The sequence below is a fragment of the Acidobacteriota bacterium genome (genome assembly GCA_035529075.1).
Taxonomy (GTDB): Bacteria; Zixibacteria; MSB-5A5; order GN15; family FEB-12; genus DATKXK01.
On sequence record DATKXK010000005.1, the window covers coordinates 105,277 to 121,700 of the forward strand.

At 59.3% G+C, this 16,424-nt stretch carries 11 protein-coding genes; 8 read left to right on the forward strand and 3 right to left on the reverse strand.

What is annotated here, in order from left to right; all coding sequences use genetic code 11:
* Positions 1-135: 135 nt before the first annotated feature.
* A complete protein-coding gene (locus tag VMY05_01245; protein HUV29704.1) occupies positions 136-3,012 on the reverse strand; it encodes a T9SS type A sorting domain-containing protein in 2,877 nt (958 codons plus the stop codon).
* A gap of 218 nt (positions 3,013-3,230) precedes the next feature.
* On the opposite strand from VMY05_01245, the gene VMY05_01250 reads away from it, so the two are divergent.
* From VMY05_01250 to VMY05_01260, 3 genes are all read left to right on the forward strand, one after another.
* A complete protein-coding gene (locus VMY05_01250; GenBank protein HUV29705.1) occupies positions 3,231-3,794 on the forward strand; it encodes an RNA polymerase sigma factor in 564 nt (187 codons plus the stop codon).
* Positions 3,791-4,480 (forward strand): zf-HC2 domain-containing protein, encoded by a 690-nt coding sequence (locus VMY05_01255; protein ID HUV29706.1) that lies wholly within the window; start codon positions 3,791-3,793, stop codon positions 4,478-4,480. The genes VMY05_01250 and VMY05_01255 overlap by 4 nt, the downstream gene beginning before the upstream one ends.
* A 64-nt stretch (positions 4,481-4,544) precedes the next feature.
* Positions 4,545-7,853 (forward strand): CHAT domain-containing tetratricopeptide repeat protein, encoded by a 3,309-nt coding sequence (locus VMY05_01260; GenBank protein ID HUV29707.1) that lies wholly within the window; start codon positions 4,545-4,547, stop codon positions 7,851-7,853.
* A gap of 410 nt (positions 7,854-8,263) precedes the next feature.
* Here VMY05_01260 and VMY05_01265 read toward each other — a convergent pair whose 3' ends face one another.
* The gene (locus tag VMY05_01265) at positions 8,264-10,564 is read right to left on the reverse strand and encodes a kelch repeat-containing protein (protein HUV29708.1); all 2,301 of its coding nucleotides are present in this window, start codon (positions 10,562-10,564) and stop codon (positions 8,264-8,266) included.
* A gap of 477 nt (positions 10,565-11,041) precedes the next feature.
* Positions 11,042-12,118 carry an FAD:protein FMN transferase gene (locus VMY05_01270; GenBank protein HUV29709.1) on the reverse strand — a complete coding sequence of 359 codons (1,077 nt, stop codon included), beginning with the start codon at positions 12,116-12,118 and terminating at the stop codon, positions 11,042-11,044.
* A gap of 339 nt (positions 12,119-12,457) precedes the next feature.
* Between VMY05_01270 and VMY05_01275 the strand changes: the two genes are divergently transcribed.
* Genes VMY05_01275 through VMY05_01295 form a run of 5 tightly spaced genes read left to right on the forward strand, consistent with a single transcriptional unit; the run spans position 12,458 to position 16,421 of the window.
* Positions 12,458-12,931 (forward strand): hypothetical protein, encoded by a 474-nt coding sequence (locus tag VMY05_01275; protein ID HUV29710.1) that lies wholly within the window; start codon positions 12,458-12,460, stop codon positions 12,929-12,931.
* 1 nt (position 12,932) lies between these two features.
* Positions 12,933-13,544, forward strand: coding sequence for a cytochrome c3 family protein (locus VMY05_01280; GenBank protein ID HUV29711.1), 612 nt, complete (start codon positions 12,933-12,935; stop codon positions 13,542-13,544).
* 22 nt (positions 13,545-13,566) lie between these two features.
* Positions 13,567-14,871 (forward strand): 4Fe-4S dicluster domain-containing protein, encoded by a 1,305-nt coding sequence (locus VMY05_01285; GenBank protein ID HUV29712.1) that lies wholly within the window; start codon positions 13,567-13,569, stop codon positions 14,869-14,871.
* The gene (locus VMY05_01290) at positions 14,855-15,829 is read left to right on the forward strand and encodes an RnfABCDGE type electron transport complex subunit D (GenBank protein HUV29713.1); all 975 of its coding nucleotides are present in this window, start codon (positions 14,855-14,857) and stop codon (positions 15,827-15,829) included. The genes VMY05_01285 and VMY05_01290 overlap by 17 nt, the downstream gene beginning before the upstream one ends.
* Positions 15,822-16,421 (forward strand): FMN-binding protein, encoded by a 600-nt coding sequence (locus tag VMY05_01295; protein ID HUV29714.1) that lies wholly within the window; start codon positions 15,822-15,824, stop codon positions 16,419-16,421. Before VMY05_01290 ends, VMY05_01295 begins: the two co-directional genes overlap by 8 nt.
* Positions 16,422-16,424: the final 3 nt, after the last annotated feature.

Sequence of the window (16,424 nt, forward strand, 5' to 3'; positions counted from 1 at the left end):
AAGCTGTCCGCGGCCCGTCCGGTGGCGGGGCGATCGGCAGCGGAAGGCACGCTGCGACCGATAAGCAATCGCCCCCGCCGCACGTGCGACGGGAGCGATCATAATCCCCCCGGTACAGGTGCCGCTGAGTCGGTTTTACTTCAGCAGCACCATCTTCTTCGTCTGGACAAAATCTCCCGCCTCGAGCCGGTAAAGGTAGACGCCGCTGGCGACATGGCTCGCGTCCCACGCAACGGTGTGAACGCCCGCCTCGAGCCGTCCGTCGACAAGGGTCGCTACCTGCTGCCCGAGCGTGTTGTAGACCCGTAACCTGACCTCGCTCGCAACGGGAAGGCCGAACGAAACGTTGGTGGTCGGGTTGAACGGGTTGGGGTGGTTCTGTTCCAGCGCGAACGTCGTCGGCAGTTGCCGATCTTCGCCCGCGCCGGACGGGTGAAGGGTAAGGTCGTAATTGTTGGTGTCCACCACCACCACTTCCGTCAGTGTGAAATCACCCCTGACGCGGATGACCTCGTAACTGCCGGCCGGCACGCGACGTGACCCTTTGCGGTCAAAGAGGCCGACCGTGACCGTTTCCTCAGACCGCCACACTGCCATCGCTACCCCGTCCTCGATCAGGTTGACCGGCGCTGCATCGGAGTTCCCCACCAGTTCGAGCTGTAGGGCGCGCAGGTTATACGGCGTACTGAGCGAGACAGTGGTCACGCCGTCGTTGAAACTGAGACTGATCTCCACATCGGCCGCCAGCCGCTCGGCCGCCGGCTTCGGGTACATACCGCCGCAGTTGGCACATGGTTCAGGGCCGCTCGAGTACAGGTAATCGATCAGGTAACACAGATCGCTGACGTTGACCTTGGTGTCACAGTTGACGTCTCCGGAAATCCACGGCACGGGCGCCGGACCGCCGGAGTAAAGGTAGTCGTGCAGGTACTGCTCGTCCATCGAATCGACAAAACCGCTGTAGTCGACGTCGCCGCAGATGCCCTCGACGATGACCTCCTGGGTTTCGACGTTTTGACCCCACGGGTAGTGAGCCGTGCAAGTGATGTAGTATGTGCCCCAGTCAGTGTAAGCGTGTACGGGAGCTAACGAAGTATCGGCCGGAGTGCCATCTCCGAAATCCCACACCAGGAAGTCCCAGGGGTACGTGTCAAGGACTTGCCAGGTCACCGGATCAAGGTTCACATGTGCCGGGTAGTGTGTGCCATACTGATCTACGCATAGTATGTCCCCGTCCTTCATGAACACTAACGTGGCGTGCGGGCCGAGCCAGTGATCAGCATAAGCGCTGCAGATTGTTCCCGCGTTTGGCGTGCTGTCTGACAAATCGCCGTTGTCATCATCGGCCAGAAGGAGTGACCGCACCGCCTGTGCCGGTGTTGATATGTCATACGCACTCGAGTAGAAAACGAGGCTGTCGGTATAGCCGGAACCAAGTGCGGATCGAATCTGCCACCACGAGCCGGACTGCGTACCGCCCAGTTTGTGGTGGTCCGTTTGCACTCCGCACCAGTTCGGCACGTAGTAGCTATAGTCAAAAACAGGGGTAGTGTTCCGCAGATCAGAAGCGAAATAGTCGGCTTGCCCTTCGTTCCACCAGGTGGGTAGCGAGCCAAAACGCAAAAGGATGCTGTGATATGCGACCTGATGAGCCATCTCATGGTAGATGACATAGGTGTTGTACCCGCTGTAGGTGTCAATTCCTATTTCACCGGGAACAAAGTAGCCGGCCCAGCCACCGGTGAGATGTGCTTTTACGGCTACTCTTTCAAAGGCAAGGTCCTCTCCCAGCCAGTCGGCGTACCAGGTGTGCATCTTTTTGAGGTGGTAGGCTATGTTCAGGTCTTTATAGTACTCCGGGTGGTCCAGCAGAAGCTGCGTCTCAGTCCAGTCAAAATCGAGAGTAAAGGAAAGGCTATCCACTATGTTAAATGTATCGGAAACGGCAAACGGTCGGACAAAGTTACCACTGCCGTCGTCCACGAGCGTTAGGCACACGTCATTGCCCATAAAGTACTTGAAATAGTACTCGTCAACGCCGACTTTACTGGTATAGTGGTAGTAGCCTGTATCATTCGAGAACAACTCCCCCGTCTCCGTAAACGAGCCCCCCAGACTGCCGAGTGCCGCTAGAGGAGGTACGCCTGGTGTGCCTGGTTCGTATCCGACCCGATAGGAAGCGGCTGCAAAAGAACCGAACGTGAATGGATCAGACTCGTCCATTTCCTTCCACGCACCGGATATATGACCATCAATGTCACCGTTGAATCGCAGAAGTACATCCTGCTGCTTCACTATCTCGCCCGATCCTGCATCCACGTAGGCCAAATGTGCCCCGATCGGCTCACCCGTGTTGACCAGAAACCGGTATGTCAGATGTACTTTTCCGTCCGCGGCTTCGGTATAGGCAATGTCTTCAAACTGCACACGCTCCGGCCGGTATGAACGGAACTCGCTCTCAATTGCCTGTGTTGCTTGGTCTCTTGTCCACAGTATGTGAGGCTGCACAACGCTGAGGTCGAGCAACTCGACGGTTAGGAAGCTGAGCCTGCCCCGTGCATCAAGCACGCAGTGGATGCCGGCGTTTTCGCCGCAATATCCGTCCCTCGTCTGGGAAAAGTCTACCCGGGTCAGTTCCCCGAAACTGATAACGGTCGGCTCGTTGAGGTTCCAGCGTTCAAAGTCAATAAAGCTCGAGACCAGTGTTTGTACGGCGTTTCCTCTATCCGATGAATCACCTGTGAGTTCGATGGGCTTTCCGGTTGCCGTAAAGGAAATGTGCCGAGATGGATTTCTCTTGACGGTCCACCCGTCCAGGCCTCTCTCGAGCGCCTTCTCAAGCTCGCATTGAATTTCTCCACGGTACTCGGTTAGACCCGGTGAGATCAGCCCCATGGCCTCGGGCTCGCCGGTTGAAGCGGACTGGTCGGCCGGGTAATAGGCAGACACCTGAGCGCAAAGAAGACCCAGGACAATCAGCATTGCCAACAGTGTTCGATGTGTTTGTGACATAATGCCTCCCTTGGGCCTGCCGCCGCCGCATCATGAATGCCAGAAACAGCAAAGCCCGTGTGTACGCAGACCCTTCTTGTGTTACTTACCGCGCGGTAGTTAGCCACACTCTTTATTTGGCGGGAGCCGGTATTCTTACAGCACCCCTGAGAGGTAATTCCGTTTTGCGGCCCGTGATGATTGACAAACCTGTACGTTGAGCACTATTTTAGCGGCAGATGTCTCAGCCCGCTGACAGCCGGCGCACCCTGGATGAACTCCTCGACAAGGCGAGACAGGGCGACAAATCCGCGGAAGACCAATTACTTCGATACCTGCGTGTTAGATTCGTTCTGCTTGCCAAAAGAAGAATAGGGGAGGAGTACGCGGAGGATCTGGCCCAGGAGGCCTGCGTCACCGTCTTGCAGAAGTACCGGGACGTGCCGCCTGCGGGCGCGTTTGAGCCCTGGGCATATGGCGTGCTGCGAAACAAGATAGGCAACTATCTGCAAAGCAGCGCCGTGCGAAGGGAAACGGACCTCCGCAACGGACGGATGAACGGCCTCGTCGGCCGGCCGTCGGTCGCCTCCGACCCGGTCCTGAAGCTCAGGCTTCTGGATTGTATCAGAAAGATCGTGAAGCAGCACCCGCGGTACGCGAGAGTTCTCAACCTCGTTTACCAGGGCTACAGCACCACGGAGATTTGCCGCCGGCTGAAGGTCAGCCCCGGCCACTGCTATGTTCTGCTGAACCGGGGTCGAAAGATGCTGAGCAAATGCCTGGAAGCAGAGGGGAACAAATGACTGCTGATAAGTGCACAGATCCTGAGGCCGGAGCCCTTGTGCATGCATGGGAACTGGGCGCGCTGCCGGACGAGGATGCGGAACGCTTTGAAATCCACCTGCTGCGCTGTCCGAGCTGCTTCGCAACGGTACAAAGATTCGAACGGCAGGCGACGCTGCTGCGCGAGGACGCCGATATACGCAGCCAGGTTCAGAGCGCCGTCGTCGGAGAAACGGGGCAGGCATCCGTTGCCCGTAGGCTCCGGGACTACCTGTGGCCCGGCACGCCGCTGGTGTTCAGGCCGGCGCTGGCGCTGGTGGTAATCATGCTGCTGATCTACCCGGCCTACCGCGGGATACAGCGTCTGGCCGGCGGCGACATCGAGGAAGTCCAGATGATCCACCTCTTCCCGTCGCGCGCCGCTTCGGATGCCGTGTTCCGGGCGGGTCCGGGCACGGACGGTGTCATTTCGTTCGTCTTTCGCGGTGCCGTCCCGGGCCAGAGCTACCGGGTGACAGTGGCAATGGAAGACGGTGCGGTCCTGTGGCGGGACAACTCGTATGCCTCTTTCGATGAATATGAGACCGGTCGGTTGCTGCTGCCTGCTTCCCTCATGCAGCCGGGGCGATACGAAGTGCGAATAACCGATCCGGACGGCTCGCCGCCGGCCAACGAGCAGACATACACGTTCACAATAGAGCCGTGACCACGAGGGCACAGAGCGGCTGGTAATCATCACGCACTACGCCGACGGTAGATGGAAAGGCATCATGGCAATGAAAATTATTCCGAGCCTGCTGCTGTCGGCCGTTGCCTGGCTTTGCGTAGGCGACCTGCCAACGGCGCAGGAGTCATCCGACGGCAACCTGAAGGCGGCCGAGGCAGGCCGACTTCTCGTCCGGGCTGACTCGCTCAAGGAAAACCGACAACTCGATTCCGCCCTTGTCGTGTATCAGTCGGCCGTTGCACAGGCGAGGGAGGCCGGGGCGGAGAATGACTCGACCGTCGTTCAATGTCTGGACGGTCTGGCGAGCTGCTATTATAAACTGTCGGAATACGAGAGGTGCGATTCGCTGTATCGCCAAGCCTGCTCGATTCGGGTGGTCGTTTTCGGACCGTCCAGCCTCGAAGTCGCTCGTTCCCTTTTCGACGTGGGCGAGGTTGAGGCAGTACTGGGGCGGTATGAAGAGTCAGTCTCCCTGTTAAACCAGTCTCTGGAACTTCAGGAACTTCACCTGGGCCCGTCCCACATCGAACTCGAACCGTGCCTCCGGGAACTCGGCAACGCGCTTTCGATGCTTGGCCGCCTGCCGGAGGCGGAAACGGCGCTTAAGCGGGCTATTGCCATCGTGGAACAGACAAGGGGGCCTGACGATGTGGCGGTTGTTTCGAATCTTAACTACCTCGGCAACCTCTACGTCAAGCAGTCTCGTTTTGTCGAAGCAGAACCACTCTTCAAGCGAGCGATCACGCTGGTGGAGAAACAATTGGGCCGTGACCACCCGAAACTGTCCACGGTCCGTTTTTATCTCGCCGACCTGTACATGTCGCAGCATCGCGATAATGAAGCGGAGCCGCTGCTCAAACAGGCCCTGGCTGTTCAGGAGAGAACGTACGGGCCGGAGGATGACCAGGTGGCGCCGTATCTGGCCAGCCTGGCGGTCGTCTACTGGAGGCAGGGACGGTTTGAGGAAGCGGTGCCGCACATGAAACGTGCCCAGCGAATATTCGAGAGCGTGTATGGTCCCGACCATCCCGTCGTGGCCAGCGTGCTGAACAACCTCGGTACTATTCTGATCGGTCAGGGCAACCTTGCCGAGGCCGAGCGCAGCTTCGAACGTGCCTTGGAGATTTGGAGCAAAGTGGCTCACGACGTTGCCCGGCGAATTACGACCCTGCACAATCTTGCGGTCGTGTATTTCATGCAGGACAAGTACGATCAGGCGGAAGACCTGTGGGCGCAGGTCCTCGCTCACCGCACGGAACTCCTGGGGGCCGATCATCCGGAGGTCGGCATGGTCCGGCTCAGCCTGGGACGGCTGTTTGAGGAACAGGGCCGGTACGAGGACGCCGAGCGCGAGTTCGGGCAAGCCCGGACGATCTTTGCCGAGCAATGGGGACCCGGCAGCCTGGGCGTCTCGGCATGCCTGCACGGTCTGAGCGACGTTTATGCGGCCACCGGCCGGTACGCTCAGGCCGAAGAATTCACGGCCGACGCGTTGTCGCTGGAGAGTAAGGAACTCCGCACCGGTCACCCCTCGCTCAATCGTGGGTTGCATCTGATGGCGGTGATTCATGGATCCCTGGGAGAGTACGAGTCGAGCCGTGCGAACATGTGCGAATTGCTTGACGCCAGGCACCGCTTTATCGCCCATGTTTTCTCGTACGCCTCGGAAGAGCAAAAGCTCAGATACGTCGATCAGCAGCCGCTTGTCGATGAGGTGATGCTTTCGCTGGCTCTCATCGATGGTTCCGAAGAGACCCGATCCGCCGCGCTTGAAATGCTGGTGAAAGGCAAAGGTGTCATCATTGATGCCATGTCCGCCGAAAATGCGATCATTTCCTGTAAGCCGGGCAGCGAACTGGGGCAGACGGCAGAGCAGTATTCGTTTCTGTGCAAGATGATATCCACGCTGGCCATGTCCGGACGCGAGAGTATGGTGTCGCAGCAGACGGCGGACCGGCTGAAGACTCTGTCTCAGGCCAGGGATTCGATCGAAGCGGAGCTCAGTTTGAGCTGTCTTGAATTCAAGGACGAACTGGACCGGGGTAATTTCTCGCTGCAGAACGTACTCGAGGCGCTGCCCCCGGGCAGCGTCTACCTGGACTATGCGCGATTTCGCCCGGTTGACTTCTCGAAGGTCGGCTCATATCAACAAAAACTGGGATCGTCCCGCTATCTCGCCTTTACGCTCGATCACGACGGCCATAGCACCCTGCACGACCTCGGCGATGCGAACCAGATCGACAGCTTGGTCAGGAGTTGCCGCCGGCTGATCTACAATGCAGGGGCCGAGTTGCATTCGCCGCTGGCGGACGTCGCCGAAGAACGGCTTCGAGAAGTCACCGACCGGCTGTATGAAAGGTTGTTTCTCCCGCTGGTCGAGGAGCTCGGTGGCAGGGAAAGCCTTTTTGTCTCGACTGACGGCCTGCTTACTCTTCTGCCCTTCGAAATCCTGTCGTGTCCGGACCGGTCGTTTCTGATAGAGAACTACCGAATATGCTATCTTTCGTCAGGACGGGATATCCTTCGATTCGTGGAAGGTCCGGTGTTGGCCGGTGAGGCCGCTGTTTTTGCCGACCCGGATTTTGATAACGCCGGTGTCTCCGCCGCCAACGTCGCCGAGGTGACGCAGTTCGGCTCGGATTCGGTGTCGGGCACGCAATGGTATGCCGCGCGCGCAGGCGACTGCCCGGCTGTCGGCTTTGACCGTCTGGCCCGAAGCCGCTCCGAGGCGGCGTCGATTGTCGGCATCCTCAGGCAAGCGGGGAAGGTGAGGGTCGGCGAATACTACGGTACCGAGGCTCTGGAAGATGTCTTGAAATCCATGGCTGCTCCGCCGCGCGTTCTGCATCTGGCGACGCACGGCTTTTTTTGCCCGATGTCGGACACGTCCGAATCTCTCGTTGCCGGCAACCCGTTGCTTCGGTGCGGCCTGGCCTTCGCCGGAGCCAATAGGGCCGGCTTTCCTGCCGGGGACAACGCTCCGGGGGCGGAAGACGGTATCCTGACCGGCCTGGAGGCCGCCGGCCTTGATCTGGTCGGAACGGAACTGGTGACCCTGGCCGCGTGCGAAACGGGCCTGGGCGAACTGGTGGATGGAGAGGGCGTCTTCGGTCTGCGCCGGGCTTTCCAGCGTGCCGGGGCGCAGACTATCGTGATGAGCCTGTGGAAAGTCCCCGATCAGGAAACAGCCGAATTGATGGACGGTTTCTACCGACGGTGGTGCGGCGGGGCATCAAAGCTGGATGCGCTCCGCGAGTCAGCTCTTGACGTCCTTAACCGGTCACGGACCGAACGAGGACGCAGTCATCCGTTGCTCTGGGGCGGATTTATCCTGGCCGGCAACCCGTACTGAGATCGGCACTTTCGGGCCGGATGGTTGCAGAGATGTGCCGTGACAGGCCGGACTTCGCCTGAGGACTTTCGGGTTCGCCGGGGGCGCATCAAGTGGAAGGCGGTGCACCGGGAGCCGCCGGCAGGCCTTCAAACTGCGGGGTCATCCTCTCGACAAACCCGTCGGAAGAGTTCGTTTTATTTCAGCAGCACTGTTTTCTGTGTCTGAGCGAAATCCCCGGCCTCGAGCCGGTAGAGGTGTACGAACCCACTGGCGTTGTGTTCGGGCTTATTCTTCGGTACTGGTGAGCCGTTCAGACTGTGCGACATTCCAAAGAAGCGGCCGGGCCCCGATGCCTGCAAACCCGCCTGCAATAATCGGGCTCTTCGTGAATATCCAGCCAGCCAGAGTTGCCAGCGCAACCGGCGCCTCTACGGAATTCTGCTGCCTTTCGCAGCAGGCGGCACAAGTGATCGCCACGCCGGAAATTCGTCATGGGCGCTGTTGTTGGTCAACTTCCGCCGGTTAGTGCCGTCCACGTTCATTATGTAGATTTCCCCGTCGCCGTCCTGCCACGATGCAAATACGATCTGCTTGCCGTCGGCAGACCAATCCGGGCAGTTCTCGCCGGCATAAGTGGTCGACAGTTTCTGCAGGCCGCTGCCGTCGGCATTGATGATATAGATCCCCCGGAAACCTGCATGATCGGAACCAAAGACAATACGGGTGCCATCCGGCGACCAGTCCGGTTCGAAGCAGACGATATCCATCAACTTATGCTCATCGCTGCCATCGGCATCCATTATGAAGGTGCCTTCATTGTCGTTGATGCGGGAGAAGACAATCTGACTACCGTCTGGTGACCATGCGGGAAAATCCTCGGAGCTGGAAGGGGTATCGGTCAGACGCTGCAGATTGGAGCCGTCTGCATGAATGACATAAATCTCGCCCTGGCCGTCGCGCCATGATGCGAACACTATGTGCACGCCATCGGGCGACCACTGAGGCCAGAAATCCATAGCGGTATGGGATGTCAGTTGTTGCACGCTGCTGCCGTCGGCATTCATGACGTAGATATCGGGGTTCCCGCCTCGGGTCGACACGAAGGCAATCCGTGAACCGTCGGGCGACCAGCTCGGCCCGGCGTCGTAGGCCGGATCGTCCGTCAGACGGCGTACGTGGCTGCCGTCGATCTTCATGAGGTAGATGTCCCCTGCACCGTCCCGTTCTGACGTGAAGGCAATCGTTGAGTCAACTGCGACCGGGCACGGCGGCAGCGGCTCATAGGTGATAAACAGATACTTGATCATCCGCGTCAGGTCCGAGATATCGACCACGCCGTCGGGCTCTGCCTCCGGGCCGATGTCGGCCTCGGCCAGGCAACAGATCGGTTGGCGAGAGATGAACAGGAAATCAATGAGGTTGGTCAGATCGCTGACATCGACTGTCTGATCGCTGTATTCGCACTCGCCCAGTAGCATGACATTGCCTATCGTGCCCTCACAGCAGCAGGCATCGCCGACATTATCGCTGTCGCCGTCCTCCTGAAGCGGGTTGTATACGAAGGGGCAGTTGTCGACGTCGGCACACAGACCGTCCCCGTCGACGTCGTTGTACGGATCCAGCGGGCAGTCGTCGCAGTCGTTGCCGATCCCATCACCGTCTGTATCCACCTGGGCCGGGTTGTAAAGTACAGAACAGTTGTCAACCGGGCACGTGTTCTCGGCGTGACCGGGATCGCCGTAACCGTCGAGATCACCATCCGTACAGGATCCGACCACAAAACCCTCGTTGGCATCGCTGGCCCCGGCTCCCGTCTGATAGGCACCGGCCACTACGAAGATCGTGTCTCCGATGACTGCCGCGTTGGTTCCGTGGCGCGGCGTGAGCATGGGCGTCAGCGGCTCCCAGGTATCGGTGCCGGGATCATACAACTCTACTTCCTCGTAGATGTCCGGAATCTCCCCGCCAAACGTATACAGCTTTCCGCCAAGGGCCGCCGTCGAAAACGCGCTGCGCGGCGTCAGCATGTCTGCCAGTGTGTACCAGGTATCGCTGGCCGGCGAGTATGCTTCAGTCACCGGGACCAGCTCGAGAGACTCTCCCCAGTAGCCGATTCTCCCGCCCACTACGTAGATCAGGGAATCGATTACCGCTACTCCCGGGTGGTGACGGGCCGTAGGCATGCTCGTGCCCGGAGACCAGCTATCCATCTGCGGATCATACACCTCGACCGAAGCCAGATCATCACCGTAGGTGTTGTTGCCGCCGAATACGTAGATAAGACCATCGTAGGCCACAGCGCTGTGTTCACCCCGAGCCGTGGCCAGGGGGGCTCGAGGCGCCCAGCTATCGGTCGATGGCTCATAAGCCCAGACGGTGCTCGTAGCGATCCACGGCAGGCCGGCATTGCTGTAGCCACCGATCGCGTAAAGTACCCCGTCCACCACGGCCGTGGCACAGTGATGGCGGGCCTCGGGCAGCAGGGCCGCTGTCGACCAGGTATTGGCGGCTGGATCATACACATAGACACTGCCACTCACGACCAGGCTGGGGGTATACCCGCCCACAACGTAGATGCGCCCGTCGAGCACGGCCGGCAGAACCTCCTGTCTGGCTTCCGGCAGCTCAGGACGTTCGAACCAGTAACCGGGCCCCTGGCCATAGGCAAACCCGGCTAAGACATTCAACGCTATCAGGATGACGAGACAGACACGGGAACGGCGTTTCATGACAATATCTCTTGAGTTAAAGGTCAAACCAGACGACCTCGCAAAGGACGACGGCAAAACTGGTATTTAATAGACGAATACCAACCGACATTGTTCAGCTATTCCAGCTGCAGCGTGCCTGTCCTGTAACTGCCGCTGCCTGCCCTAAAATGCTCCTTTTAGCCTTACTCTCTTACGAGCAGGATGAACTTCCCGGGCCCTTCTCTGCGCCCATCAGTTACTGCACTGAATTGATGGACGGTTTCTACCGACGGTGGTGCAGCGGGGCATCAAAGCTGGATGCGCTCCGCGAGTCAGCTCTTGACGTCCTTAACCGGTCACGGACCGAACGAGGACGCAGTCATCCGTTGCTCTGGGGCGGATTTATCCTGGCCGGCAACCCATACTGAGATCGGCACTTTCGGGCCGGATGGTTGCAGAGATGTGCCGTGACAGGCCGGACTTCGCCTGAGGACTTTCGGGTTCGCCGGGGGCGCATCAAGTGGAAGACGGCACAGCCGGAGCCGCAAGCAGGCTTTCAAACTGCGGGGTCATCCTTTCGACAAAGCCGTCCGGAGTTCTCACAACGAGTAACGCCGCCAGACCTTTGCCGAGCGCCAGCGCATAGCCGTCCGCCGGGCCCAGGATATTGATCGCCGTCGCCATCGCATCGGCGTACCAGCAGGAATCATGGATCACCGTCACCGAGGCCAGGCGGTGCCTTATCGGCTGTCCTGTCCTGGGATCGATGAGGTGTGAATAGCGGACGCCGCCTGTCTCGAAGTAGTTTCGATAGTCTCCGGACGTTGCCATGGCGCAATTGACAAGAGACGCGACTTTCTGCACACCCGAATCCCCGTCGGGAGTCTCTATGCCGATCTGCCACACCTGATCCCTGTCGTTGCGACCCCGCGCTTTCATCTCCCCGCCGATCTCGACGAGATAGTCGGACAGGCCTGCCGAGTCAAGGTACCGGGCGATTTCGTCAACGCCGTAGCCCTTGGCGATTGCCGCCAGATCACAGTAGACCCCCGCGTTGTCCTTTTTCAAGGCAGGCGGATCCAGCCGGACGGCGATCCTGGCGTACCCGGTGCGCGCCATGGCCCGGGTGATTTCTTCGGGTGTCGGTAGCCTGCGATCGGTCGTCGGGGGACCGAATCCCCAGAGGTTCACCAGCGGGCCAACCGTAATATCAAACGTACCACCCGTTTCCCGACTTACCCCCAGAGACTGTTCGATGATGCGTGCCGTGGCGGCCGACACGAGGAACCAGTCGGTTTTCTTCCGGTAGTTGAACCGCGAAATCTCCGAACTCTTCAGGTAGCAGGACATCTGAGCGTTGACGGCCTGCAACAGGCTGTCGATGCCCCGCCTGGCCAGTTCGATCTGCTCATGCGCAAGGTCGGCTGCGTGGCTGATTTTGACACTGTATACGGTCCCCATGGTTTCGCCGCGGATGACAACCGGTCCGGCAGGGGCCGGGTTGTCCGAGCAGCCGGCAAGAAGCCCGGCGGCAACCAGCCATCCGGTCAGCCGCCGCCGCGCCCGGTCGGGATTCATCGCTCTGAACTTCATTATATCATTATAGTGGATCCTCTTCGGCCAGGCCAGTCGGCAGTGCCCGACATTCCGTTTTTCTTGAGCCGGGTAGGTCAGTCCCGGTGAGCCGGGCGGCCGTGATGACTGCCGGAGCTTGTGAAAAATATCTCTTGCGGCCGGATCATGATATTTTTATACTTTACGGGTGTCCGGTGCCCGTCGGCACCGCGCAGAATAAACCCTGCCGAGGGAGCAGGTCAGAGCGCTTGCTGAAAGTCGGTCGCATGAGTACCTGGTCGCCGGTCCGGTAGGTTTGAGTCATGGGGACGCGAGGTACCGCCCGGTCTTGCTCGACCGTAGAAAAGAGGATGTAACATGCCGGAGAAGAAGAAAGATCAAGCGGACAGTTGGGAGGGCATGTTCTGGAAACCGCACAAGTATAATGAGCGGATCAACCTGAAATCCGGTTCGTATCTCCGTACCTTCTGCCCTCGCTGCGACGAAGAACTGACTGAAGGTAACGTGATCCGGCTTGAGGTGATTAACCTCAACGATGAATCGGGGTGGATTGAGCTGAGCACGTACCTGAACGTTTTTGAGCGGAAGACCGATATCAAGCTGCCTGAGGATCAAGAAGTCAAGGATCTCCGTTGCCGTCACTGTCACCGTTCATTGGTCGTGGAGGGCCGGCGCTGTGGAACCTGCAATTCCCACGCGGCCGGCATTGTGGTCGGCGTCTCCAACACCAAGGTGCCTTTCCTGATTTGCACGCGCATAGGTTGTCACTGGCACGCTATTCTGCCCGATGACGAAGACCAGATAATTCTCGATGACAGCCGTGAATGGTAATATGCAGGCGCACAGAAAACCCACTTTCCTGATAATTCTTACCGTCGTGGCCGCCGTTGCGGCCGTGGGCGGCTACTGGGTGGGAGAGGAATCCTCGGACACCAGCCGATTCTTCCTGAGTAGCTCCGGCGGCGACGTGGTGTTCGAGCACGGGGCGCATACGGAAATGGCCGCGGGGTGTGAAAGCTGCCACCATGATCTCCTGCTGGCCGATTCACGGCAGCCGTGCAGCACTTGTCACGGCGACGACGTTGCGGCGGAGGATTTCGATCATGATGACCTCAAGACCATCTCGGCGCACAGTTGCGAGACATGCCACGAGGTCAACGACCAGGCCGAGGCAGGGTCATGTCGCAGTTGCCACCCGTCGGCTCAGGACGCGGAACCGCAAACGGTGGCCTGCGGGCAGTGCCACGACGGCTACTCGGCCGATTTGATGACCCACGACGAGATGCAGGAAATCGAGGGGCACGCGTGCGAAGGGTGCCACGTCATTGAGGCGGTCAGTACCGTGTACCACCGTCAGTGTGAGGGCTGTCACCTTGCCGAAAGCCCCGAGAAGTTTGCCACCGAAACCGGAGAAAGCCAGTGTCAATCGTGTCACCTGAGGTGAATTTCAGCTTGCGGGTTTGCCCATGAATTCCATACGGACACTTTTCAGGACCCTTGGCCACATCGGGGATTGCGCCTCACATGAGGAGAAGATTTCCGCAATCGCCGACCCGCCGTACGTCTGCATCCCGCTGGAGTATCCGGGCCAGATCCTGTACAAGCCCCTGGTGCAGGCGGGTGATACGGTGCGCAGGAACCAGATCATCGGCCGGTCCGGGCAGGGTAATTGTGTCCACGCGTCGGTAAGCGGAACAGTGAAGGAGATCAGGCCCGTCTGGACTGCGCGAAGCTACAACGTGCCCTCGGTCGTGATTGAGCGAAACGGCGGCGCCCCGCTGTCGGTGGGCGAAGTCTTTGAGCAGTACGGCGTGCGGTTTGCCTCGGCGTCCCGGATACAGAAAATGAAGGCCCTGGGGGTTGTCTCGCCGTGGACTCTGCCGGGCAAGTTCCACCGTGAAGAGGAGGTGGAGGAGTTCCCCGAGGTCAGACAGATCATTATCAAGGGAAAAAACGAAGAACCCAGTATTTTCACGTTCGAACTGCTGCTTGAGCAGGAATCTGAGAAAGTGACTCGGGGGATTCAGCAACTGACCAGCATCGCCCCCAATGCTCTGATCTGGCTGACCGTGCCGAGGCGCCTGGCTGCCTGGGCGCGTGAGACTTTCGGCGACTCCGTCAAAGTTGCGCCCCTTGGGGACGGTTACAAGGACCGTCTGGAGCGGCTGCTTGTCCCGCGCCTGACCGGGATCACGATAGCCAACACCGCCCCGTACCGGCAGGAAGGGATTGCCGTCATATCGGTCGAGTACCTCCTGGCCATGGTCGACGCGCTTGAAGGCCGCAGCCCGTTCACGCACAAGCACCTGACTGTCGCCGGGCATAACGTCTCCAGACCCGTTACGGTCAAGTTCCCTATAGGCACACCCATCCGAACACTCCTGGAGAGCCAGCAGCTTCACGACAAGTCGTTCGCACGCCTGCTGGTCGGGGGGCCGATGAAGGGAATCGCGCAGTTTAGTGACGAAACTCCCCTCACCAAGTCCTGTCACGGTCTTTACGTGATATCAGCGGATCAATTGCCGCTGGAGGTGAACCTTACGTGCATAAACTGCGGCCGGTGTACGCGGGCGTGCCCGCTTAACCTGCAGGTGCACCTGATCGGCCGCTACGTCGAATATAACCTGCTGCTTGAGGCCAGGGGATTTCACCCGGAAGCCTGCAATGAGTGCGGGTTGTGCGCCTATGTCTGTCCGGCTCACAGGCCGCTGGTACAACTTATCACTATGTGTAATCAGTACGATGAGCACGCCGATGGTCAGAACGTATGAGAAACTGAACGTAGCTTCCAGCCCTCACTGGCGGGATGGAAGCGCCCTGGATTTGACTTACAAGCTGTGGCTGCTGGCCCTGGCGCCGGCCATGATCGTGAGCCTGCTGATGTTCGGTTGGCAGGCGTTACGGGTTCTCGGCCTGGCCGTGGCCTGTTCCGTATTCCTGGATGCGCTCGTCAACCGGATAAAGCCCTCCAAGGACTTTACGACCAATTGGAGCAGCGTTACGTTCGGCGTGATCCTCGCCCTGATGATGCCGTATGACGCCGCCTGGTGGCTGATTCTGGTGGGTTGCCTGATCATGATTGTGGTGGGCAAAAAGCTTTTCGGCGGCGTGGGAGCGTACCCCGTGCACCCGGTCCTGCTCAGTCTGGCCATGCTGCATGTATCCTGGCCGCACCGCTTCGACTTCACCGCTTCCATGGTTTCACTGGATCTCGGTGTCAAGATGGTCGAGCCGATGCGTCTCGTCAAAACGCTGGGCGCGGGCGCCGAGGCTGCATATCGCTGGCAGGATCTCCTGCTGGGCAAACAGGTGGCCGGCATCGGTAGCGGGCTCGTCCTGTACCTGCTTATAGGCGGCCTGCTCCTGATTCTTTTCCGCCAGATTCCGTGGCACATCCCGGTCGCCTTTATTGTCGGTAACCTGGTGATGGGGGAGGTTCTGCACCTGGCGGATCCGGTTCAGTTCGCCACACCGCTCTTCTACCTTCTGTCCGGCGGCACTGTTTTCGCCGCTTTTTTCCTGGCGACGGAGTACACGACTTCGCCCGTGAACCCGGTTCCGATGTTGTTATACGGGTTCCTGGGTGGGGCTTTGCTGATAGTAATTCGCGCGTTTTCGAACTACACTGACGGCGTGGTGTTTACGATCCTGCTGATCAACCTGTGCAATCCGCTTCTCGATCGCATCACGCCCAGGGTATACGGCATAGAGGCGGCTCAGCATGCGTGAAGTAATCAGGCTAGTCGTGGTGCTCACCGTCATCTGCGGTGTCTCGGCGGGTGCTCTGACGCTTGTGCGGCAGTCACTGGGTTCTCGCATTGAGCAGCAGAGCGATTTTTATGTTCGCGGCCCGGCGCTGGAGCGCCTGTTCGGCCAACCATCGGCGGAGCTGCTTGACAAGAAGGTCAGCTTTACCTCCGACGGGCGCACGTATCCGGTTTTTTATACGCGTGACGGCGAGCAGATCACAGGGCTGGCCGTCGAGGCACCCGGCCCGGGAGGGTACGGCGGCGATGTCGTCGTCATGATTGGTGTGGACCTGCGTGCCGGGCAGATGGTAGGTATGGAGATAATCCAGCATAATGAGACGCCCGGCGTCGGCTCGCAGGTGGAAAGGCCGGCCTTCCGCAAACAGTGGAGCGGCCTGTCCGTCTCCGAGCCCGTGCAGCTGACTGCGCAAGGGGGCAAGATTGACGCCATCAGCGGTGCCACGTACTCATCGAAGGCGGTGATCAACGGAACGAACGCCATTGTCGAATTGCTGGGCCGTCACCGTGACGAGATTATGGCTTCAATACGGACGAAAGAGGGTCAATCGTAGACT